This is a genomic window from Solwaraspora sp. WMMA2080, from assembly GCF_027497395.1.
Lineage (GTDB): Bacteria > Actinomycetota > Actinomycetes > Mycobacteriales > Micromonosporaceae > Micromonospora_E.
Genome location: NZ_CP114910.1, coordinates 5,870,104 through 5,891,271, shown reverse-complemented (window position 1 = coordinate 5,891,271; position 21,168 = coordinate 5,870,104). Strand labels below are relative to the sequence as shown.

Below are 21,168 nucleotides of genomic sequence, written 5' to 3'. Positions count from 1 at the left end.
CACTACTATGTGCACGCCAGGACAAGATCAGCAAGCGCCCGTAGCTCAGCGGATAGAGCAGGGGACTTCTAATCCCAAGGTCGTAGGTTCGAACCCTACCGGGCGCACCATCATCGCCCCAGGTCAGAGGACCTGCGGTCGCTGGCCGTCCACAGCCATAGGACGCGTTGACGCGCAGCCAACCAAGGTGACCTAGGGTTGTCGAGTGCCAACGTTCTGGATCGGCTACATTGAGGTACCGCCGAGTATCGAGTCAAAGATCCGCTCCCGGCGTGGTGTCACCGGCGATCAGGTCCGAGCCGCGTGCCAGTGGCCAGCGGTCCCACTTCGCGTTGGATGGCACGACCATCCCAATCCTGGTAGTCGCACACGATGAGCGGGGGACGGCTGCTGCGGGTGATTCTGCAGCCGGTGGACGTCAAGGATGGCACTTGGTGTGGCGGATGAGGGGGATGCGGGTAAGCATGCAGCAGGATGAGCTGGCCGAGTTCGACGTGACCGAGGATGTGTTCGACGCCATGCTGGCCGATAGCGAGCCCGTCCGGGTGACGGGTCCGTTTGATCAGCTCCGGCAGGTTCGCTTCGAGTTGGTCAGCGGGAGACTCCGTACCTATCGCTGGCGACTGGTCGGTACGAACGGTGAGATCCTGGCCACCAGTGCTTCGAGCTACCGCAGTTCCGACGACGCACGCCGTGCACTGGAGGCTCTCACGGTCGCGGTGCAGCAGGCCCCGATCGTCGACCTCGACGAGGCTGACGACCCGGCTACCCGGCGCAAGGCCGGCTGAGCCATTGCGGTACAGGGTGACGCCGCCCAGCATCGACGTACCGCAGCGCCCACTCACCGTCGGTACCGTTCAGTCCGGGTCGCCGATGGCGGCGACCGGGCTGACCCGGGCGGCCCGGCGGGCCGGCGCCAACCCGGCCATCGCGGTGATCACCGCCAACGCCGCGACGATCGCCAGCAGCTGCCCGGCCGGCAGCACCGGCGGCATCCCCAGCCGCAGCGCCTCGAACGACAACCAGGCCAGCGGTACGCCGAGCGCCAGCCCCAGCACCGCGCCGACCACCCCGTACAGGCCTGATTCCACCAGGATCATCGCCCGCAGCCGGCGCCGGCTCAGACCGAGCGCCCGCAGCAGTCCGACTTCCTGGGTGCGTTCCAGCACCGACAGCGCGGTGGTGGTGCCGACCCCGACCACCGCGATCAGCACGGTCATCGCCAGCAGCCCCAATGCGATCAGGAACAGCGACGTCACCTCGGCGTCGGTCGCCTCGCGGTAGTCGGACAGCACGGCCACGTCGGCACCGACGGCGACCCCGAGCTGCCGTACGGCGGCCACTGTCGCGTCGCGGGTACCGACGCCGTCGGCGAAGTCGGCCAGCAGCCCGGTCCGCGTACCGCCGAGCCGGTCCAGGTCGCCTGGCACCAGTACCACATCGGACTGTAGTGGCGCATCGCCGCCGAGCACCGCCGCGACGGTCAGGTTCAACTGCCCGGCCTCAACCCGGTACGCGAACTGGTCGCCGGCCTGGGCGGCCAGGTCCCGGGCGACCGCCTCGCCGAGCACGACCCGGCCCGGCCCGAGGTCGGTCAGCGCGCCGTCGGTGCTGACCAGCATCGTCAGCCGGGGCAGTGCGGCTAGGTCGACGGCGATGGTGGCGTACGACCGGTCGCCGATGGTCGCCTGGGCCTGCTGGAACGGGGTGACGTGGCGGACGGCGTCGAGCGACCGGAGCTGCTCGACCACAGCCGGGGTGATCGGCTGGTCGTGGGCGAACAGTGCCAGGTCGGCCGGGGCGCGGGCGGCCAGTTCTTGGTCGGTGAAGGCGCGCAGGCTGGCAGTGCCGACGGTGGCACCGGTGCCGGTGGCGATGACCGGTGCAGCGGTCGGGTCGCCCCCGTACAGCCGCAGAGTGCTGCCCGGTCCGACGCCGAGCCGGTCGGCGGCGCACCGGTTGACAGCAATCTCCCCCGCCGCGGCCGGGTAACGCCCGGCGCGCGCGTCACGGCCGGTATCGCCGATCGTGACCATTGCCTTGCGGGCCTGCTCGGCGTCCAGGTCGATCAGGTAGCTGGCACCGTCCGCCTGCACGGTCCTCACCGCCAGGCTGTGTGCGACGACGTCGTGCAGTTCAACCGCCGTCTGCTCCTTGCTGGTCCGCAAGGTGTACGCAATCAGCCAGATCGCCACACAGCTGAGGGCCAGCACGCCGTACTCGCTGAGGTCGGCGAGGCCAACCGGGTGCCGGTCATCGGAGAGCAGTACCCGGCCAACCGATCGCCAGGTCCGCCAGCGAGGCACGGTACTGCCAGGCGACAGTGGCCACCGCCGTCGCGACGACCAGGTCGAGCAACGTCCAGCGGTACTGCGACGTCGGCCGGTACGGTGAGGTCGACGCGGGTGGCATGCCGCCCAGCCTAGGTCGCGATACCGATCAGCTGGTCGGGAAGTCCTCGCCGAGGACGGTACGCAGCCGCTGCAGCGCCCGCATGCTGCACATCTTCACCGCCGAGGTGGTGATGCCGAGGATCTCGGCGACGGTCTGCACGCTCTGATCCTCCCAGTACCGCAGCACCAGCACCGCCCGGTCGCGCACCGGAAACTCCGCCAGCGCCTGCAGCAACGCCATCTGCAGCTCGGTCGAGCCGCCAGAGCCGGTCGGCCGAGCCGCCGGCTCGGGCGGCTCGGCGAGCACCAGCTCCGTGCGGCTGCGCCGCTTCATCGCGTCGGAGACCGCGTTGATCAGCACCCGACGGCTGTACGCGTCCAGGTTCGCCGTGGGCCAGATCCGGTTCCACGAGGCGTACATCCGGGTGAAGGTGATCTGGGTGAGGTCCTGCGCGAGATGCCAGTCCCGGCACATCAGGTACGCGACGCGGCGCAGCCGGGGAGCCGCGTCAACGACGAACGCGGTGAACGCCTCGTCCCCGGCCACTCGCTGATTCCGACGGCTGGCGGCCCAGCGGGCCAGCGGACCGCCGCCGCGCTCAGACCTCGTCGGTGCCGGCTCCGCCGGTAGGTCCACGGCGACCGGCGCTACGACCCGAACCCCACTCACTCGCCCACCTGCTTGTCCGTGCCGTACAGGCAGAACCAGCCGGTGACTGTCTCGACGCCGGGCATCGCCTGTAGTCCGCCGCTGACCTGCTGGTACGCCGATGGGTTCGCCAAGGTAATCCGAAAAGACTCCGGCAACTGATCTGGGGTCACCTTCTCCATCAGGTCGGGATGATCGAGCAGAACAGCAGGATCGTCCTGGTACCGCCGTACGAACCGCTGGTATGCGTCCTGCCGGCTCTCATACGCCACCGACCCGACCTGCGGGTCGGCCCGCAGCGCCGCGTCGACAGCGCGCCGCTGCTCGGCGGTCACGTCGACGCTCAGGTAGACGGCGGCTTCGGTCGCCACGTCAGCGCTGGTGGGACGCACCAGTTCACAGCCAGGCGAGGCCGACGGCATGGCGGCCTGCGCCGGCACGGGCTCGGGCGCGTCCCTGACCGGGAGCAGCACGCCCACCGCGACAAGCGCCACGGCAGCGGCGGTCGTCGTGGCGGCGTACCCAATCTGTCTGCGTCGACGTAGTCGGCTCCCGCCGGCCATGGCCACTCGGGCCAGGTCGTCCAGTGGCGCCGGTGGTGCCGGTTCGCTGTCGAGCGCCCGGTCGAAGTACGTCCGCAACTGTTCCATGCAGAAGAAGACCGGTCGACGCGGCGGACCGGTCACGGCCGGGAGCCGGTGATCCGCAGATCGATCCGGTCCGGCTGGTCGTGCGTATTTGTGGGTGTCCGGTGGTACGGATATCGTGCTGAGTCCGGTCCGGCAGGGCGCGCCGCCTGGCCGACTACCAGGAAGGCCCGAACTTGTCCTCCGCCACGAACTCCGCCCCGGCCACCACCGCTGACGACGTGACGGACCAGGACGCCGTAGCCGAGCCGGCTGACCAGACGGCGGCGGACCAGGCACCGACCGACCCGCCAGCGGCGGAGGGCGGGCCGGACCAGGCGACGGCGCAGAATGGCACGGCACCGCCGGCCAACCGGTGGCGTCCGCGGGTACGGCGTACCGCCCGATGGTCGGCCGACGTGCTGGCGGTCGGCGGCGTGCTGGCCGCGATGACCCTGCCGTACCAGCTGGATCTGATTGTCCCGGTCGCGTTCGCCCGCATCCCGGTCGAGGCGCTGGTCGCCGCCGCGCTGCTGCTGGTGCTGCCGGGCCGGGTCCGCACCCCGGTGGCTGCCGCGCTCGGCGCGCTGCTCGGCGTACTGATCACGCTGAAGGTCGCCGACATCGGCTTCTTCTCGGTGCTGGACCGGCCGTTCGACCCGGTCCTGGACTGGGGTCTGCTGGCCGACGGGTTCCGGTTCGTCGACGCCTCCTACGGCCGGGCCGCAGCGGTGGGCGCGGCGGTCGGCACCGTCGTGCTCACGATCGCGGTGCTGACGCTGCTGGTCGCCGCGACGCTGCGGCTGGCCCGGCTGTTGGCCGCACACCGACGGATCGGCGGCGGTACGGTTGGTGCGCTGACCGCCGGCTGGCTGGTGTTCGCCCTGCTCGGTACGCAGGTGGTGGTCTACCAGGACGAGTGGCGCACGATCGGGCTGCCGATCGCCGACCGGGCGACCGCCCGGTTGGCGTACGACCACACCATGCAGATCGGCGCGAGCCTGCAGGACCGGCAGGAGTTCGCCGAGCTGGCAGCGGTCGACGCGTTCCGGGACGTGCCCGGCGACGAGCTGCTGACCGCGCTACGTGGCAAGGACGTTCTGCTGGCGTTCGTGGAGAGCTACGGCCGGGACGCGGTCACCCACCCCGACTTCAGCCCGCTGATCGGCGATCTGCTCGACGACGGTACGCAGCGGTTGGCGGCGCAGGGGTTCCAGTCGCGCAGTGCGTTCCTCACCTCGTCGACGGTCGGGGGCAGCAGCTGGCTGGCGCACGCCAGCACCCTGTCCGGGCTGTGGGTGGACAACCAGCAGCGCTACCGCAGCCTGGTGACCAGTGACCGGCTGACGTTGACCCGGGCGTTCGGCCACGCCGGCTGGCGGGTCGCCGGCTTCTTCCCCGGCAACAGCCGGGCCTGGCCGGAGGGGGCGTTCTTCGGCTACGACCAGGTCTACGACTCGCGCAACATGAGGTACGCGGGCGACAGGTTCAACTTCGCCTCCATCCCCGATCAGTATGTGCTGTCGGCATTCGACCGCTTCGAGCGGCGCGACAACGACCAGCCGGTGATGGCCGAGGTGGCGTTGCTGTCCAGCCACGCGCCGTGGACCCCGCTGCCGCAGCTGGTCAACTGGAACACGGTCCGCGACGGTTCGGTCTTCGACCGGGAGGCGATGGCCGCCGGCCAGGCCAACAAGTCCGCAGAGGACGGATTGCGCAGCGACTACCCGAAGGCGGTGGCGTACTCGTTGAGCACGATCATCTCCTACATCGAGTCGCAGGGCGACGACGATCTGGTGGTGGTCTTCCTCGGCGACCACCAGCCGGCGCCGGTGGTGACCGGTCCGGGGGCCAGCCACGACGTGCCGGTCACCATCGTCACCAGCGACCAGGCGGTCCTCGACCGGGTCGCCGGCTGGGACTGGCAGGAAGGGCTGCGCCCCGGTCCGCAGGCCCCGGTGTGGCAGATGGACTCGTTCCGGGACCGGTTCCTGACCGCCTTCGAGTAGGAGCTCCGCTCGTCACATGAGCCGGTCTCGTAAGGCCGGCCATTATGCACTGTCTCAGCCGTACGGCTGATGGCTGTACCCGCGACTCGGGGCCTAGCGTCGACTTTCGACCCTTGAGATCCATCGCCCGGCGGCCTGGACACCCCTGGCCGTTCGGGTTGTGGATCGTCACGGACTCCCGAGGAGACATTTTGAGGAAGCCCTCGTCGAGGCGCCGCTCGCCGCCGAACGGCCGTCCGCAGCCACTGCCCGCGACCAGCCGGTCCGGCAACCGCCGTCTGATCGCCCTGCTCGTCGCCGTCGTCGCGGCGGCGCTGCTGCCGGCGGTCGGCCCGACCACGGCCGCCAGTGCCGCGCCGCAGGAAGGTACGCCGATTGCCGGCACCCCGTGGGCCGTGCTCGACGACGTACCGACGGCCAGCCGGTCCGGTCGCGCGCCGGACATCCAGGCGCACCGGTTCGCGGCGTACACCCTGGACCGGGAGGCGATCGCCGCCCAGCTGGACCGGGCGCCGGACGAGTCGGACCGGGCCGCCGCGACGGCGCCGCTGGTGCTGACCGTGCCCGACCCGGACGGCGTGGTGCAGCGGTTCGCGGTGGTCGACTCTCCGGTGATGCAGGACGGACTCGCCGCCCGGCACCCGGACATCCGGACGTACGCCGGCACCGGCGTCGACGACCCGACGGCGACGATCCGGGCCGACCTGACCCCGCTCGGCTTCCACGCCTCGGTCCGCTCGTCGACCGGGTCCTGGTACGTCGACCCGTACCACCGCGACCAGAGCGTCTACGCCAGCTACCACGCCGGTGACCTGCTGAACCGGCACGGCCCGCTGACCGAGCGGGGCGACGTCGACACCACCGCCGCGCAGATCGACCCGGAGGTCGAGCAGGCCCAGGCCGACCACCCCGCCGGGTCGCTGGTCAAGCTGCGCACCTACCGGCTGGCTTTCCTCACCGACCCGTCGTACGCCGACTATTTCGGTGCGGCGAACGTGACAGCTGCCAAGGTGACGCTGGTGAACCGGGTTACTCAGATCTACGAAGACGAGACCGCGATCCGGCTCGTGCTGATCAACGACACCGACAAGACCAACCTGAACACCGCCGAGCTGGCCACCGGCCCGGACGGGCCGTGCGGCTCCGCGCCGTGCTTCTCCGCGGCACAGCTGACCGGGTGTTCCGGCGCGACGCTCAACCGCAACCGGATCGTGCTGGGCCAACTGGTCGGGGCGAGCAGCTACGACGTCGGGCACATCGGCTTCGGTCTGCCCGGCGGCGGGGTCGCCGGGCTGGGGGTGGCCGGCGGCGACGGCAAGGCGCGCGGCTGCACCGGCCTGCCGAACCCGATCGGCGACTTCTACGCCGTCGACTACGTGGCGCACGAGATCGGCCACCAGTTCGCCGGCAACCACACCTTCAACGGCACCCAGTGGAACTGCTCCGGCGGCAACCGCAGCGCCACCAACTCGTACGAACCGGGCAGCGGTTCGTCGATCATGGCGTACGCGGGCATCTGCCAGCAGGACAACCTGCAGCCGCACACCGACCCGTACTGGTCGCAGCGCAGCTACCACGAAATCACCACGTTCGTGAACTCCGCCCGGCCGGCGATCAACGAGGTGCAGACGGTGTCGCTGCGCGGTTTCGACACCGACGGTGACGCGTTCACGATCGTGCACGACGGGCAGTCGTCGACGCCGATCGTCCGCGGGGTCAACTACACCACCGCCGGCATCAAGGCGGCGATCGAGGCGACCACCGGGTGGCCGGCCGGCGCGACGGTCAGCGTCGCGGCGTTCGGCGGCGTCGGTGCGCTCACCGACGCCGGTTTCCAGGTGACGTTCGACGGTGGCGTGATGGCCCGGACCAACGTACTGCCGCTCGGGTTGGCCGACCTCCACGGTGCCGCCGGTTTCGTCGGCGAGACCGCCAAGGGCGGTCCGGTCGACAACGGCGGCTGGCAGGTTACCGAGACCACCAACCACGCCCCGGTGGTGACCGTGCCGGACCAGTTCACCATCCCGGTGCGAACCCCGTTCGCGTTGACCGGCAGCGCCACCGACGCCGACGGTGACGCCCTCACCTATCTGTGGGAGCAGAACGACCGCGGTGGCATCGCCGGGGTCAGCACCGCCGGCACCGCGTTGACTGACAACGTCAAGACCAACGGCCCGCTGTTCCGGGTGTTCGGCACGGCGGCGCTGGTCGGCCCGGACGACACCGAGCAGTACTACTCCCCCGGTCTGAACGCGGTCGACGACGACCCGACCCGGGTCTTCCCGGACATGGCGCAGATCCTGGCCGGCAACACCAACGCGGTGACCGGTGCCTGCCCGGCCGCCCCGGCACCACCGGCCAGCGGCAGCGCGTCGAACCTGCCGCAGGCGCTGGTCGACTGCTACTCGGAGTTCCTGCCGACCGCCGACTGGGTGGGCTACGCCAACGACCGGACCATGCACTTCAAGCTGACCGCACGCGACGGCCGGGTCGGCGGCGGCGGGGTCGGCAACGCCGAGACCGCGGTCATGCTGGCCCCGGACGCCGGTCCGTTCCTGGTCACCTCGCAGCCGGTTCCGTCGTTCTACCTCGGCGGCTCCGTTCAGGAGGTCAGCTGGGACGTGGCCGGCACCGACGCAGCGCCGGTGAACGCCGCACAGGTGCGGATCTCACTTTCGACGGATGGGGCGAAGACCTTCCCGTACGTGCTGGCCGAGGCGGTGCCGAACGACGGCAGCGCCACGGTGACCTTGCCGAACATCGACACCACCACCGGTCGGATCAAGATCGAAGCGGTCGGCAACGTCTTCTTCGACCTCAACGACGCCGACATCCGCATCGACCAGGTCCGCGCGGCCGAGGTGGCGTACACCGGGGACACACTGGTGCACCCGGAGGGTGGCGCGGAGCAGGCGCAGGTGTTGCTGCGGGCGGCGGTGAGCGCCGAGGCCGGCGACGTCCGAGGTGCCCAGCTCGCCTTCACCAGCGGTGACACCACCCTGTGTGCCACCGAGGTGAAGTTGTGGGGCAGCGACCGCACCGGCGGGATGGCCAGCTGTACGGCGACCCTGCCGGTCGGCAACCACCCGGTGACCACCACGGTCGACGGCCGCTACACCGGGTCCGTCACCGCGACGGTGACCGTCTCCCCGCCGACCAGGCTGCGGTTCCTCGGCGACGGCTATCTGCGCAGCGAGTCGACCGCTGGCGCCTACCCGCTGGACCCGGATCACCGGATCGAGTTCGACCTCGATGGCCGGATCACCTACGGCGAGAGGCTGGTCGGCAAGGTGCTGGTCGGCTACCGCTCCGGCGACCAGCGGTACAAGTTCCAGGGCAACGTTCTGGAGTCGTACGGCTCGTACGCTCTCGGCGGTGGCCCCGCCACGGCGCAGCTGCGCTACCAGGTGACGCTGTTCGACCTGTCCACCCCGCAGCAGCCGGTGGCGGTGGCGACCGGACTGACCATGCGGGTGAGCGCGACCCTGGTCAGCGGGCCGGGCCAGCTGGACAAGATCGGGATCACCGTCTGGGACGGTGACACGCTGATGTTCTCGTCGAGCTGGACCGGCACCGCCACCGAGGAGATCAACCTGACCGCGTCCGGTGGTGACCTCGTCCTGTACTAAGGGGCTGGGAACTGCCGACCACTGCTGACAGACGCCCACCCGGCGAGCCGCGTGGGCGTCTGTCAGCGCCGGCGGACGGCGTGCAGCACCGCGTCGTGAACGGTTACCGGGTTGCCGTCCGGGTCGGTGCCCGGCCGGGGCACCGTCTCGGCCCGGATGCTGGCCCACTGCCGCGGGTCCAGCACCGCCGCCACCTGCTCGGCGGTGAACAGCAGGTCCCGCATCCGGGGCCGGCGCAGCCCCGGCACGTCCAGGTCGGACGGGTGGTGGCCGACGATCAGCAGGGTGCCGCCGGGGCGTACCGCCGCCGCGAGCCGGCGGTGCAGCATCGCCCGGTCCGGGTCCGGCAGGTGCATGAACTGGGCGGTGACCAGATCGAACCGGTCGGGCCCGGGGTCCCAGGTACGGATGTCGGCCGGCTGCCAGGTGAGCCGTTTCGCCACGTCGTCGTCGGACGCCGCCGCCTGCTCGGCGGCCCGGCGCAGCGCCACCGCCGACACGTCGACGGCGGTCACCTTCCAGCCCCGGCCGGCCAGCCAGATCGCGTCGGCGCCCTCGCCGGCGCCGACGTCGCAGGCGGTGCCGGCGGGCAGTTCGGTCGCGACGGCGACCAGTTGCGGGTTCGGGTTGCCGCTCCACACCCGGTCGACGGAGCCGTACCGTTCGTCCCAGAATGTCGGGCTGACGATCTCAGCCACGTCCGCCGGCCCGTGGTGCACCGGCAGATCGCTGTCGTCCGCTCCTGCCACAGCGGCCCGGTGCCGGCGGACCGCGTCGGCGGTGTCCTCCTCGGCCAGGTCGCCGTTGACCGCCGCCGCCGCCATCGCGCCGGCCGCAGCCGCCGCCATCACCTGGCCGAACGGGTTGGTCAGGTTGCCGGCCGCCCAGACTCCCGGCACCGGGGTACGCCCGGTCGGGTCCGCCTCGACCTGCTCGGCCATCCCGCTCGGATGCCTGGTCAGCGGCACCCCCAGCTTGGTCAGCAGCCGGTCGTCGACCCGCAGCCGGGAGGCGACCGTCACCGCCGCCCGGGGCACCATGGTCCCGTCTGCGAGCCGCACCCCGGTGAGCCGGTCGTCGGCCGCCTCCAGCCCGACGACCTCGCCCGGCACCACCCGGACGCCGCGGGCCGCCAGCTGTTCGGCCTGCTCGTCGGTGAGGTCGACGCCGGTGTGGGTGAACAGCACCAGGTCGGAGGTCCACTGCCGGAACAGCTGCACCTGGTGCAGCGCCATCTCGCCGGTGGCGAGCACCCCGACCGGCTGGTCCCGGACCTCCCACCCGTGGCAGTACGGGCAGTGCAGCACGTCGCGGCCCCAGCGGTCCCGCAGCCCGGGGATGTCGGGCAGTTCGTCGACCACGCCGGTGGCGAACAGCAGCCGCCGGGCGGCCACCGTACGGCCGTCGGCCAGGCTGATCTCGAATCCGCTGTCGACCCGCTCGACCGCCTCCGCCCGGCCGGGCAGCACCACGCCGCCGTACCGTTCGACCTCCTGCCGGCCAGCGGCGACCAGCCCGGCCGGGCTGATGCCGTCGCGGCTGAGGTAGCCGTGCACGCCGGCCGAGGGCGTGTTGCGGGGTTCGCCCGCGTCGATCACGATCACGGCCCGCCGGGCCCGGGCCAGGGTCAGCGCCGCGCTCAACCCGGCGGCACCGCCGCCGATCACCGCCACGGCGACCCGGTACGTGGGTCCCCCCACCTTGTCGTCAGCCATCCTGACCACCTCCGGCACCCACGATCCGCCGCCGCCAGGGTAGCGGCAAACTTCCTTGCCGTTTTGGCAAACGCCGGTGGTCGGCAGGCTCCGCGAAACTCACCACCGGTCGTGGTGCAGGGCGTCGGTCACCGGCCGGCGCCGCCGCCAGCCGTGCCGCTCCAGGTCGGGTTCGTCGGCGAGCCGGCTGACCGGCCCGACGCAGAGCCAGGCCACCGGTCGGATGCCGGCCGGGATGGCGAGCAGGTCCCGCAGGAACGGCTCCCGGTAGAAGGAGACCCAACCGACCCCGAGACCTTCCGCAGGTCACCACGATCGACAGGGTGGCCTCCCGTACCCCGTCGATCTTGATGTGCGCGAACCGGGCCGCCGCGACCGGGTCGAGGGTCTGCGCGAACGTCTGCCGTTCCTGCTGCACATGGGCGTGGAAGGCGTCACGCACCGCCGGATCGCGCACCAGCACGAAGTCCCACGGCTGGGTGAGCCCGACACTCGGCGCGGCGTGCGCGGCGGTTAGCACCCGGTGCAGCACCTCGTCCGGCACCGGCGCGCCGGTGAACTCGGCCCGCACGTCGCGGCGCCGATGAATGACGTCGTACAGGTCGATGAGCATCGCGCCCCATTGTCCCAAGCCGCGCCGGGAATCCGGTTGCCGGCCCGGGGCCCGGCCTGATCGGATGGCGGCCGTGCTGGTCAGGCGGGAACGAGCTGGCGACGTCGCGGCGGTCCGGGAGGTGGTGGCAGCAGCCTTCAGCCGGCCGCCGGCTGCGCACCGGCCGGAGCCAACGGACCGGCCGGGGACCGTGACCGAAACGCCGGCCGAGGTCGGGCTGCTGGACGAACTGCGTGCCGACCCCGCGTGGATCCCGGCGCTGTCGCTGGTCGCCGTCGCCGTCGACGCCGGCGCTGGACGCGGGCAGGACGGGCACCTGCCGGGCCTGGACGCCACCGGCGAGGTCGTCGGGCACGTGGTCTGCACCCGGGGACAACTCGACAGCCGGCCGGTGCTGGGCCTCGGCCCGCTGGCGGTACGCCCGAACCGGCAACGCGCCGGCGTCGGCTCGGCGCTGATGCACGCGGTGCTCGCCGCCGCCGAAGCCCGCGACGAGACACTCGTCGCGCTGCTCGGCGAACCGGCGTACTACCGCCGGTTCGGGCTGCGGCCGGCCAGCGAGTTCGGCATCGTCGCGCCCGATCCGCGGTGGGGGCCCTACTTCCAGGCCCGTCCGCTGGGCGGGGCCACGCCGGCACCGGGCCGGTTCCGCTACGCCGAACCGTTCGAGCGGCTCTGACCGCTCAGCTGTTCGGCAGGGATGCGACCGGGGCGAGCCGGTGGACCGGCACCGGGTTGCGCCGGGTGTTGCCGTGGTTGGCCGACGTCACCGCCCAGACGGGGGTGCACGGCCCATCGGACGCCGCCGCCTCGCGGCGGCCAGCCGGCTCAGATAGTCGGCCTGGAACCGGGTAAGAAGCGTGGTGCCGACCGGGAAGGAGCAGGCGGCGGGCCGTGGCACGTTGATAGCCTGCGGCCGCCGTGGCCGGCCGGGCAGGGTCGCCACGGCCCAGCCCAGGACCGGGGACATCGACGCCCCAGGGAGGAGACAGGCCCGGTGAATTCGAGCGCGCTGCTGGTGGAGACCTTCGACCGGCTGCCCGAGTTGGTCCACGCGGCTGTCGACGGGCTGAGCCCGGAGCAGCTGCGCTGGTCACCAGCGTCGGGCACGAACCCGATCGGCTGGCTGGTCTGGCACCTGACCCGGGTCCAGGACGACCATCTGGCCGAGGTGATCGGCGAGCCGCAGGTCTGGGCCGGCGACAGCTGGGCGCGGCGGTTCGGCCGGACCGCCGACCCGGCGGACACCGGGTACGGGCACAGCGCCGAGCAGGTGGCGGCGGTGGCGCCGGAGAGCGCTGCCGCGCTGGTCGACTACTACACGGCGGTCGCCGACCGGACCCGGCGGTTCCTGGTCGGCCTGACCGACGCTGACCTGGACCGGATCGTCGACCAACGGTGGGATCCGCCGGTGACCCTCGGCGCGCGGCTGGTCAGCGTGGCCAACGACAGCCTGCAGCACGTCGGTCAGGCCGGTTGGCTTCGAGGGCTGCTCAGCGCGACCAGCTGACCGCGACCGGCCACCCTTTTGACAGGGTGTGCCGCAATAGGCATGCTGTGTCTCCCGGACCGAGGCATGCCCTGTCTCCCGGCTCGCCGGAGCACCCGCGCAGAGGAGTCCCCTCATGTCCGTACCCGTGTCGGAGAGCGCAGCCACGCCGCAGTCCGCGCCGCTTCCGGCTGCCCGGCGCGGCGGCGACGCCGGGGCGTTCCTGCGCGAGTTCCTCCGGTCGCCCACCCGGATCGGTGCGGTCGCCCCCAGCTCACAGCGGTTGGCCGAGGCGATCACCGCGCCGGTCCCGGAACGCGGCGACCCGGTCGTCGTCGAGCTCGGGCCCGGCACCGGTGCCTTCACCGGGGTGATCCAGCAGCGGCTCGGCGGCCGGGGTCGGCACCTGGCGATCGAGCTCAACCCGACACTTGCCGACCTGCTGGCCGGACGGCACCCGCAGGTCGAGGTGATCGTCGGCGACGCCGCCGACTGCCGGACCCTGGTAGCCGGGCGGGGCCTGGCCACCGCCGACGTGGTGGTCAGCGGGCTGCCGTGGGTCTCCTTCCCGCGTGATCTGCAGCTGTCCGCCCTCGGCGCGGTATGCGACGTGCTGGGGCCGGACGGGGCATTCACCACATTCGCGTACGTACTGACCGCGCAGACCCCGCCGGCCCGTCGGTTCCGGCAACTGCTGCGGGACCGGTTCGAGGAGGTGGTGATGGGGCGTACGGTGCTCGGCAACCTGCCGCCAGCCTTCGTCTACCACGCCCGCCGGCCGCGCCGCTGACCGCTCTTGCCGGCTGCGGCCGCGCCGCTGACCGATTGCCCGCCGGGCGTCAGCCGGACTCGGCGAACCGCTCCACGTCGTCGATCCTGCCCAGCACCAGGACGATGTCGCCGTACATCAGGACGGTGTCCGGGGTGGCGTAGGTGAACCGGGCGTCCGGGCCCCGTGCCTCGCTCTTCACCGCCACCACCGTCACGCCGTACCGGGACCGGACCCGCGACTCGCGCAACGGCACGCTGACCGCGTCCTGCGGCGGAGTCGTCTTGACCATCGCGAAGTCCCGGTCGACCTCCACGTAGTCCAGCAGCCGCCCGGTCAGCAGATGGGCGACCCGCTCGCCCATGTCGTGCTCCGGCAGGATCACGTGATGGGCGCCGACCCGTTCCAGGATCCGGCCATGCTGCCGGCTGATCGCCTTCGCCCAGATGTCCGCCACGCCGAGCTCGGCGAGCAACGAGGTGGCCAGGATGCTGGCCTGGATGTCGGTGCCGATGCCGACCACCGCCCGGTGAAATTCGTTCACCCCGAGCTGGCGCAGCGCCTCGACGTCGGTGGCGTCGGCGGTGGCCAGATGCGGCAGCTGCCCGCTGTAGCTCTGGGTGGTCCGGGCATCGCCGTCGATACCGAGCACCTCGGTGCCCCGGTTGTTGAGTTCGACGGCGAGCGCCCCGCCAAATCGGCCGAGCCCGATCACCACCACCGGTTCGTTGCGTGCGTCAGCCAACGATGATCCTCTCCTCCGGAAGTTCGTAGCGCCGGCTCCGTTCCCGCAGCGCCAGTGCCGACGCCACGGTCAACGGCCCGATCCGGCCCATGAACATCAGCACGACCAGCAGGACGTCGGCCGCTGGTGGCAGGCCGGCGGTGATGCCGGTGGACAGCCCGACGGTGCCGAACGCCGAGACGACCTCGAACAGCACCTGGTCGAGCGGGTACCGGGTCATGGCGAGCAGGGTGAAGGTGGCCACCGCCACCGCGCCGAGGGACAGCAGCAGCACCGCGAGCGCCTGCCGCTGGTTGCCCTCCGGCACCCGACGGGAGCCGACGTTCACCCGGGTCTCGCCGCGCATCTCGGCCCACAGCACAAAGGCCAGCAGGCCGACCGTGGTCACCTTGACCCCGCCGGCGGTGCCGGCGCTGCCGCCACCGATGAACATCAGGATGTCGCTGAGCAGCAGACTCTCCGGCCGCATGGCCGCGATGTCGACGCTGTTGAACCCAGCGGTACGGGTCATCACCGAGGCAAAGAAGCCGGCCAGCACCTTGTGCGCGCCGTCGAGTGGGCCGAACGTCGCCGGGTTGCGCAGCTCGACCAGGGTGAACACGATGGTGCCGACGGCCAGCAGGCTGGCCGTCAGCACCACGGTGATCCGGGTCAGCACCGACCAGAGGCGGGGACGGTGCCAGCACCGGAGCAGTTCGAAGACCACCGGGAAGCCGAGTCCGCCGACGATCACCGCCAGGGCGACGGTGGTGGTGATCCAGGGATCGGCGGCAAAGCGCATCAGACTGTCGGTGTACAGGGCGAAGCCGGCGTTGTTGAACGCCGAGACCGCGTGGAACACCCCGTGGTACGCGGCCCGACCCCACGGGTAGTCGTAGCCGACCGCGAACCGTACGGTCAGCACCAGCGCGACCACGAGTTCACTGGCCAGGCTGAACAGCACGATGTTGCGCACCACCCGGCGGACGTCGCGCAGGCTCAGCGTCTTGGTCTCCGCCTGGGCGAGAAACCGGGCCCGCAGGCCGAGGCGGCGGGACAGCAGTACGGTGAACAGCGTCGCCAGGGTCATGATGCCCAGTCCGCCGATCTGGATCAGGCCCATGATCACCAGTTGGCCGAACGCCGACCAGTGACCCCCCGTGTCGACCACCACCAGCCCGGTCACGCAGACCGCGGAGGTCGCGGTGAACAGGGCGTCGATCAGCGGCGGCGAGGTGCCGGACCGGCTCGCCGCCGGCAGCATCAGCAGCGCCGTACCGAGCGCGATGGCGGCAGCGAACCCGCCGGCGATCACCTGGGCCGGGTGCTGGAACCGGTCGGCACCGCGCCGCCACATCGGGACCCGCCACCGACGACGCCGGCCAGCCGAGGTCGCGGTGGGGCCGGTGGCGGGCCGGTTGCCGCCATCAGGCAGCCTGTCGGGCATGTCTCTCCAGGATCCGGGGCCCGACCCCCACCGCGAGGACCGAACCGCCAGGTGGGAGCGCCAGACAGCGGCCGGGTTGACCGTGCTCGCCGTGGCGTTCCTCGTCGTCTATGCCGCGCCCATTCTCTACCCGCAGATGCCGGCGCGCTGGCACGCCGTGTGTGTCGCTGCCAACATCGTGATCTGGGCGCTTTTCTGGGTCGACTACCTCGTCCGGCTGTGGCTGGCCGGCGACCGGTGGCGGTTCGTCCGCGCCAACCTGTTCGACCTGATCGTGCTGCTGCTGCCCATCCTCCGGCCGTTGCGGATGCTCCGGCTGGTCACCGCGGTGCTCCTGCTGACCCGACGCACCGAGGTCTGGGCCCGTGGCCGGCTGGCGCTCTACGTCGGCTCCACCACGGTACTGCTGGTGATCGTCTCCGCGCTGGCGGTGCTGGACGCCGAACGCAGCCATCCCGACGGTGCGATCAACACCTATCCGGACGCGCTGTGGTGGTCGGTGGTCACCATCACGACCGTCGGCTACGGCGACTACTACCCGATCACCAGCACCGGCCGGTTCGTGGCGCTGGCACTGATGATCGGCGGTATCGGCCTGATCGGTTTCGTCACCGGCTCGCTGGCCAGCTGGATCGTGGAGCGCATCTCCGCAGCGGGCGAGGCCGACACCGCCGAGTCGCCGGCGACCCGCGCCGACGTCGTCGCGCTCACCGAGGAACTCGCCGCGTTGCGGGCCGAGGTGGCCGGATTGCGGGCCGACCGCCAGCCCAGTGCCGAGCTGCCCGGACCACGGCCGGCCGACCGGTCCGGTTGACGCCTCGTCGGCGGGCGGCGCTCGGCGGGCAGAGTCAGGCCCGCAACTGCGGCAGTACGTCGGTCGCCACCTCAGCCAGCACCCGCTCGTCGCCGGCGTACCAGCTGCTCCGGCGCGGCCAGTGGGTGATCACGTCGGTAAACCCGAGCCCAGCGGCCCGGTCGACTGCGGCGGCGAAGAAGTCGGCGCTGGTCAACGAAAAGACCGGTGCCGAATCCAGCGACAGGTACCGGCGCAGGCTGCCGGAGTCCCGCCCCGCCCGGTCCAACGCCGTGTCGCACCGCTGCGCCAACTGGCCCACCGAGGCCCACCAGGCGGCCTGGTCGTCGAAGACGGTGCCGGTGGTCACCCAGCCGGTACCGAACCGGGCGGCCAGGTCCAACGACCGGGGCCCGTTGGCGGCCAGGACGAACGGCACCCGGGGGCGCTGCCGGCAACCAGGGGCGCTGCGGGCGTCGACCGCCCGGAAGTACCGGCCCTGCCAGGTGACCCGGTCGGTCCGCAGCAGCAGGTCGAGCAGCTCGACGAACTCGGCGTACCGGTCGGCGCGGGCGCGCGGGGTCAGCGGCGGCATGCCGAGGACGGTGGCGTCGAAGCCGAGCCCGCCGGCACCCACCCCGAGTAGCACCCGGCCGTCGGAGATGTCGTCCAAGGCAGTGATCTCCCGGGCGAAGTGCACCGGGTGCCGGAAGTTCGGCGAGGCAACCAGGGTGCCCAGCGGGATCCGGGAGGTGATGGACGCGGCGGCGGCCAGCGTCGGTACCGCGTCGAACCACGGCCCGTCGACCAGATCCCGCCATCCCAGATGGTCGTAGGTCCAGGCGTGGTCGAAGCCCCACTCCTCGGCCTGGCGCCAGCGGCGCGACGTCACCGACCACGGCTCGTCCGGCAGAATCACAATCCCAACCCGCACGGTCGATACCCTACGCCCGGATGTCCCGTCAGGCCGGCTGGCGTTCCCTGCGGTGAATGTCCATCCGGCCACGACCGAACGCGTCGATATGGCCCCACCTGCCGGGAATGTCCAATAGTTCGATCCGGCCCATGCTGATCGGCAACGCCGGGTCGACCACCAGGTGCTCACCCTGCGGCTCCAGGCCGAGCAGGGTCCGCAGCAGCAGCAGGGTGGCCCCGGTCGACCAGGCCTGCGGGCTGCAGGAGGTCGGATACTCCACCGGATACTTGGTCAGCGCCCGGTCGTAGCCGCCGAACGCCTCCGGCAGCCGGCCGTTGAAGTACTGCGCGGCGTTGATGATCCCGTCGGCGATCCGGGCCGACTCCTCGACGAAGCCGTACTTGCGCAGGCCCCAGGCGATGAACGAGTTGTCGAACGGCCAGACCGTGCCGACGTGGTAGCCGATCGGATTGAACCGGCCCTCCCCCTCGGCAAGGGTCCGCACCCCCCAGCCGGAGAACATCCGCGGGCTGACCAGGTGCTTGGCGATCTTCTTGGCCTTGCCGGCATCGACGATGCCGCTCCACAGCAGGTGGCCTATGTTCGACGACAACGCGTCGACCTGGCCGCCCTCCGGGTCCAGCGCGAGCGCGAAGTACTCCCCGTCGGCGACCCAGAAGTCCCGGTTGAACCGATGTTTCAGGTCGGCCGCCTCCCGCTCCAACTGGTCGGCGTACCCCGGGTCGTGCCAGATCTCGCGGGCCAGCCGGGCGCCGCGCATCTTGGCGTCGTACGCGTACCCCTGCAGCTCACAGGTCGCCCGGGGGTAGCCGGGCAGCCGGCCGTCGCGGTAGCAGATCGCATCCCAGGAGTCCTTCCAGCACTGGTTCTCCAGCCCGGTCTCCTCGTTGCGCCGCTCGTACCACAGGTAGCCGTTATTGAGCAGATCACCGTAGGTGTCGATCCAGCACAGCGCCTGCCGGGCCTCGACCTCCAAGGCCCGGACCAGCTTGACGTCGCCGCTCCACCGCTCGTACTCGTCGAGCAGCACGACGAACAGCGGGGTCGAGTCGGCTGCTCCGAAGTACGGAGTGTGCGGCTGCTCCTCGAAGGCCGACGACTCGCCGTACCGGATCTCGTGCAGGATCTTTCCCGGTTCCTCGTCCCGGAAGTCGTCGAGCTTGCTGCCCTGCAACCCGCCGAGCAGCCGCAGGGTAGACGCCGCCAGCTCCGGAGCGAACGGCAATGCCTGCAGGCTGGTGAAGATGCTGTCCCGGCCGAACATGGTGGCGAACCACGGCACACCGGCGGCCGGCACCGACTGGCCGGCCAGCGACAACGGGGTGTAGCGCAGCGCGGCCAGATCCACCAGGCTCCGCCGGTACGTCGACGCGAGCGGCTCACACTCGCAGGACAGCCGGGGTGCCCGGGCGATCCACTCGTCCAGTTCCCGGCGCATCTCCGGCTTGGCCCGGTCGAAGTGCTGACCGAGCATCCCTTCGCGCAGGTCACGACCGTCCGGACCGATCGCGGTGGTCTTCACCTTGATGTGGGTGACCCACCGGCCGTGCGGCTCGACGACGATGGTGAAGCTGAGTCCGTGCTCGTCGATCGCCGCCGGCTCGCTGCTGGAGATGACCGTCTCCCGGTGGAAGCTCTCCCGCTGGTAGCCGAGCCGCAGGCAGTCCCGGTCGACGTGGGCGTAGTGCTTGCCGACCTTGTTCCGGACGTCCTTGATCTCGAACAGGTCGGCGAAGTCACTGCCCGCCTCCAGCCGGACTTTCAGCTCCACCGGCTCCTGGGCATGGTTGAGAATGGTAATTTCCTCGTCGAAGCTGCCGCCCACCCAGCGCTGCCGGATCACCGACATCTCGGCATCGACGTAGTGGGTCGGCTCGCCGGGCACCAGGAAAAACCGTGCCTCGAAGTACTGCAGGTCATCGACCGACAGTGAGGACAACCGCTCACCGTCAATGGTCAGCTGCCACTTCGACAGGAACCGGGTGTCGAACGAGAACAGCCCGGTGGGTGCCGCCGGAGAGGCGTCGATGTCGCCCTGACTGTCACTGACCACGAAGGTGTTACCGTCCAGGATACTGACCATTCCCTCGGTCATTGCTCAGTCCTCTCCCGCCGGGCGAACGCGCGTGGGTCGTGGGAACCGGGTGGGCCGGGCATCATCCGCTCGATCAGGATCAGCAGGCGAAGATCGCCGAGCACCATGATGTCGCCGCGTAACATCGCCGCCATCGGGTTGATCTCGCCCCGGGCCATCCCTTCGAAGACCTCCTGATCGGTACGCAGCACGCTCTCTGCGTCCCGCTGCTCGCGCACCAGGCTGGCCCGGCCGTCATCGAAGGTGACGAACCAGTAGTCCACCTGTTCGTCGTGTGCCAGGTCGAACCGCACCGTCCCGGAGATCTGCCGCAGCAGCGCCGCGTTCTCCTTCTGGCCGAGGCGGTCGAAGAACTCCCGCGTCGCCGGCATCGGTTCACGCGCCGAGGCCGTCCGTGTGGTCTGCGCCCGCTGCGTCGTCTGCGGCATGATCCGCTCCCTCCACCCAGTGGCAGGGTCGCGGCCGATCGGGTGGTACGGCATCACCCGTACCGGGTGAAGCCGGCCCGGGTGTCAGGGCAGAGCTCCGGTACCCGGTCAGTCGGCGGAGATGCCGTACGCAGTCCAGCCCCGGTCGCGGAACCCGGCGGCCGAGGCCACCTTCGCCGACGCGGCGTTGCCCACCGCGTGCAGGTAGGTGGGGACGGCGCCGCCGTCGAGCACCCGACGGGCGGCCTGGGCGACCAGCCGGCGGGCCAGACCACGATCACGGGCCGCCGGTACGGTGCCGACCGCGATCTCCTGGCCGTGCGCGCCGTGCCGCTTCAGCCCGACCCCGGCCAGGAACGTCCCCTCGGCGTCCCGGGCGACCAGCACCGGGTTGGTGAACTGCCGCAGCCAGGGCGGCAACGACTCGTCAGCGGAGTCGATCCAGTCCCCGGCGTCGGGCAGCGGCGCCGGCGCCAGACAGTACCGGAACACGGTGCGCTGCGCCCGCCAGCCAGGACGGCCGACCGCGGTGGGCAACTTGGCCAGCAGATCGGTGAGCGGCAGGTCGGTCAACGCGCGTACCGCCTCGACCTTGTCGGGTGGCACGGACAGCACCGCGCCGCCGGGCGCCCCGACGCCGACCACCGGATGGGGTCGGCCGTCCCAGCCCGGTCGAATCCGCCGCTCCGAGCCGACCACCTGCAACGCCCGGCCGGCCGGCCACTGGCCCAGCCAGCTGACCAGATGATGGTAGAGACGCTTGTCCAGCATCCTGCCTGCCTCCTGCCGTACGGGACGGCCGGCGCGCCGCCCTGATGGAGAAGCCGTTCCCCGCCCGGACATGCCGCTATC

18 protein-coding genes, 1 tRNA gene and 1 pseudogene are annotated in these 21,168 nt (G+C 71.3%); 8 read left to right on the top strand and 12 right to left on the bottom strand.

Annotation, left to right across the window (positions count from 1 at the left end):
• Nucleotides 1-34: 34 nt before the first annotated feature.
• Together O7543_RS27010 and O7543_RS27005 are read left to right on the top strand one after the other, a co-directional pair.
• Nucleotides 35-110: transfer RNA gene (locus tag O7543_RS27010), tRNA-Arg, on the top strand.
• Nucleotides 111-434: 324 nt separating this feature from the next.
• The gene (locus O7543_RS27005) at nt 435-788 is read left to right on the top strand and encodes a YegP family protein (protein ID WP_281555683.1); all 354 of its coding nucleotides are present in this window, start codon (nt 435-437) and stop codon (nt 786-788) included.
• A 69-nt stretch (nt 789-857) separates the two neighbouring features.
• Here O7543_RS27005 and O7543_RS27000 read toward each other — a convergent pair whose 3' ends face one another.
• Genes O7543_RS27000 through O7543_RS26985 form a run of 4 tightly spaced genes read right to left on the bottom strand, consistent with a single transcriptional unit; the run spans nt 858 to nt 3,728 of the window.
• Nucleotides 858-2,213: an FtsX-like permease family protein gene (locus tag O7543_RS27000; protein WP_281551287.1), complete on the bottom strand. Its 1,356-nt coding sequence runs from the start codon at nt 2,211-2,213 to the stop codon at nt 858-860.
• A gap of 40 nt (nt 2,214-2,253) precedes the next feature.
• Nucleotides 2,254-2,412, bottom strand: coding sequence for a hypothetical protein (locus O7543_RS26995; RefSeq protein WP_281551288.1), 159 nt, complete (start codon nt 2,410-2,412; stop codon nt 2,254-2,256).
• Nucleotides 2,413-2,439: 27 nt separating this feature from the next.
• The gene (locus tag O7543_RS26990) at nt 2,440-3,063 is read right to left on the bottom strand and encodes a SigE family RNA polymerase sigma factor (RefSeq protein WP_281551289.1); all 624 of its coding nucleotides are present in this window, start codon (nt 3,061-3,063) and stop codon (nt 2,440-2,442) included.
• Nucleotides 3,060-3,728, bottom strand: coding sequence for a permease-like cell division protein FtsX (locus tag O7543_RS26985; protein WP_281551290.1), 669 nt, complete (start codon nt 3,726-3,728; stop codon nt 3,060-3,062). The genes O7543_RS26990 and O7543_RS26985 overlap by 4 nt, the downstream gene beginning before the upstream one ends.
• Before the next feature lie 137 nt (nt 3,729-3,865).
• On the opposite strand from O7543_RS26985, the gene O7543_RS26980 reads away from it, so the two are divergent.
• Both O7543_RS26980 and O7543_RS26975 read left to right on the top strand, forming a co-directional pair.
• Entirely contained in the window at nt 3,866-5,677 is a 1,812-nt protein-coding gene (locus O7543_RS26980; protein ID WP_281551291.1) for a sulfatase-like hydrolase/transferase, read from the top strand.
• Between the two features lie 191 nt (nt 5,678-5,868).
• Nucleotides 5,869-9,306, top strand: a complete 3,438-nt coding sequence (locus tag O7543_RS26975; RefSeq protein ID WP_281551292.1) for a M12 family metallo-peptidase — start codon at nt 5,869-5,871, stop codon at nt 9,304-9,306.
• A 62-nt stretch (nt 9,307-9,368) separates the two neighbouring features.
• On the opposite strand, the gene O7543_RS26970 is transcribed toward O7543_RS26975, so the two are convergent.
• Both O7543_RS26970 and O7543_RS26965 read right to left on the bottom strand, forming a co-directional pair.
• Nucleotides 9,369-11,021, bottom strand: a complete 1,653-nt coding sequence (locus O7543_RS26970) for a bifunctional NAD(P)/FAD-dependent oxidoreductase/class I SAM-dependent methyltransferase (RefSeq protein WP_281551293.1) — start codon at nt 11,019-11,021, stop codon at nt 9,369-9,371.
• Nucleotides 11,022-11,120: 99 nt separating this feature from the next.
• A pseudogene (locus O7543_RS26965) lies at nt 11,121-11,628 on the bottom strand (nitroreductase family protein).
• Between the two features lie 70 nt (nt 11,629-11,698).
• Here O7543_RS26965 and O7543_RS26960 point away from each other — a divergent pair.
• The 3 genes from O7543_RS26960 to O7543_RS26950 all read left to right on the top strand — a co-directional run bounded on the left by O7543_RS26960 (nt 11,699) and on the right by O7543_RS26950 (nt 13,913).
• Nucleotides 11,699-12,313, top strand: coding sequence for an N-acetyltransferase (locus O7543_RS26960; RefSeq protein ID WP_281551294.1), 615 nt, complete (start codon nt 11,699-11,701; stop codon nt 12,311-12,313).
• A 318-nt stretch (nt 12,314-12,631) separates the two neighbouring features.
• Nucleotides 12,632-13,144: a DinB family protein gene (locus O7543_RS26955; protein ID WP_281551295.1), complete on the top strand. Its 513-nt coding sequence runs from the start codon at nt 12,632-12,634 to the stop codon at nt 13,142-13,144.
• Between the two features lie 115 nt (nt 13,145-13,259).
• The gene (locus O7543_RS26950; RefSeq protein WP_281551296.1) at nt 13,260-13,913 is read left to right on the top strand and encodes an SAM-dependent methyltransferase; all 654 of its coding nucleotides are present in this window, start codon (nt 13,260-13,262) and stop codon (nt 13,911-13,913) included.
• A 49-nt stretch (nt 13,914-13,962) separates the two neighbouring features.
• Here the strand turns inward: O7543_RS26950 and O7543_RS26945 are convergent, their stop codons facing one another.
• Nucleotides 13,963-14,637, bottom strand: a complete 675-nt coding sequence (locus O7543_RS26945; protein ID WP_281551297.1) for a TrkA family potassium uptake protein — start codon at nt 14,635-14,637, stop codon at nt 13,963-13,965.
• Nucleotides 14,630-16,063 carry a TrkH family potassium uptake protein gene (locus O7543_RS26940; RefSeq protein WP_281551298.1) on the bottom strand — a complete coding sequence of 478 codons (1,434 nt, stop codon included), beginning with the start codon at nt 16,061-16,063 and terminating at the stop codon, nt 14,630-14,632. Before O7543_RS26940 ends, O7543_RS26945 begins: the two co-directional genes overlap by 8 nt.
• Between O7543_RS26940 and O7543_RS26935 the strand changes: the two genes are divergently transcribed.
• Entirely contained in the window at nt 16,062-16,877 is an 816-nt protein-coding gene (locus O7543_RS26935; protein ID WP_281551299.1) for a potassium channel family protein, read from the top strand. The two genes, O7543_RS26940 and O7543_RS26935, sit on opposite strands and share 2 nt — an antisense overlap.
• Nucleotides 16,878-16,911: 34 nt before the next feature.
• On the opposite strand, the gene O7543_RS26930 is transcribed toward O7543_RS26935, so the two are convergent.
• The 4 genes from O7543_RS26930 to O7543_RS26915 form a co-directional block, all read right to left on the bottom strand.
• Nucleotides 16,912-17,790, bottom strand: a complete 879-nt coding sequence (locus O7543_RS26930) for an LLM class flavin-dependent oxidoreductase (protein ID WP_281551300.1) — start codon at nt 17,788-17,790, stop codon at nt 16,912-16,914.
• Between the two features lie 28 nt (nt 17,791-17,818).
• The gene (locus O7543_RS26925; RefSeq protein ID WP_281551301.1) at nt 17,819-19,888 is read right to left on the bottom strand and encodes a glycogen debranching N-terminal domain-containing protein; all 2,070 of its coding nucleotides are present in this window, start codon (nt 19,886-19,888) and stop codon (nt 17,819-17,821) included.
• Entirely contained in the window at nt 19,885-20,316 is a 432-nt protein-coding gene (locus O7543_RS26920; RefSeq protein ID WP_281551302.1) for an SCP2 sterol-binding domain-containing protein, read from the bottom strand. Before O7543_RS26920 ends, O7543_RS26925 begins: the two co-directional genes overlap by 4 nt.
• 108 nt (nt 20,317-20,424) lie before the next feature.
• Nucleotides 20,425-21,087: a GNAT family N-acetyltransferase gene (locus O7543_RS26915; protein WP_281551303.1), complete on the bottom strand. Its 663-nt coding sequence runs from the start codon at nt 21,085-21,087 to the stop codon at nt 20,425-20,427.
• Between the last annotated feature and the right edge of the window lie 81 nt (nt 21,088-21,168).

Excerpts from the sequence above, each read along its gene's own strand:
- O7543_RS26995 (WP_281551288.1), bottom strand. The coding sequence starts at position 2,412 with ATGCCACCCGCGTCGACCTCACCGTACCGGCCGACGTCGCAGTACCGC.
- O7543_RS26970 (WP_281551293.1), bottom strand. The coding sequence starts at position 11,021 with ATGGCTGACGACAAGGTGGGGGGACCCACGTACCGGGTCGCCGTGGCG.
- O7543_RS26960 (WP_281551294.1), top strand. The coding sequence starts at position 11,699 with ATGGCGGCCGTGCTGGTCAGGCGGGAACGAGCTGGCGACGTCGCGGCG.
- O7543_RS26950 (WP_281551296.1), top strand. The coding sequence starts at position 13,260 with ATGTCCGTACCCGTGTCGGAGAGCGCAGCCACGCCGCAGTCCGCGCCG.
- O7543_RS26935 (WP_281551299.1), top strand. The coding sequence starts at position 16,062 with ATGTCTCTCCAGGATCCGGGGCCCGACCCCCACCGCGAGGACCGAACC.
- O7543_RS26940 (WP_281551298.1), bottom strand. The coding sequence starts at position 16,063 with ATGCCCGACAGGCTGCCTGATGGCGGCAACCGGCCCGCCACCGGCCCC.
- O7543_RS26925 (WP_281551301.1), bottom strand. The coding sequence starts at position 19,888 with ATGACCGAGGGAATGGTCAGTATCCTGGACGGTAACACCTTCGTGGTC.
- O7543_RS26920 (WP_281551302.1), bottom strand. The coding sequence starts at position 20,316 with ATGCCGCAGACGACGCAGCGGGCGCAGACCACACGGACGGCCTCGGCG.
- O7543_RS26915 (WP_281551303.1), bottom strand. The coding sequence starts at position 21,087 with ATGCTGGACAAGCGTCTCTACCATCATCTGGTCAGCTGGCTGGGCCAG.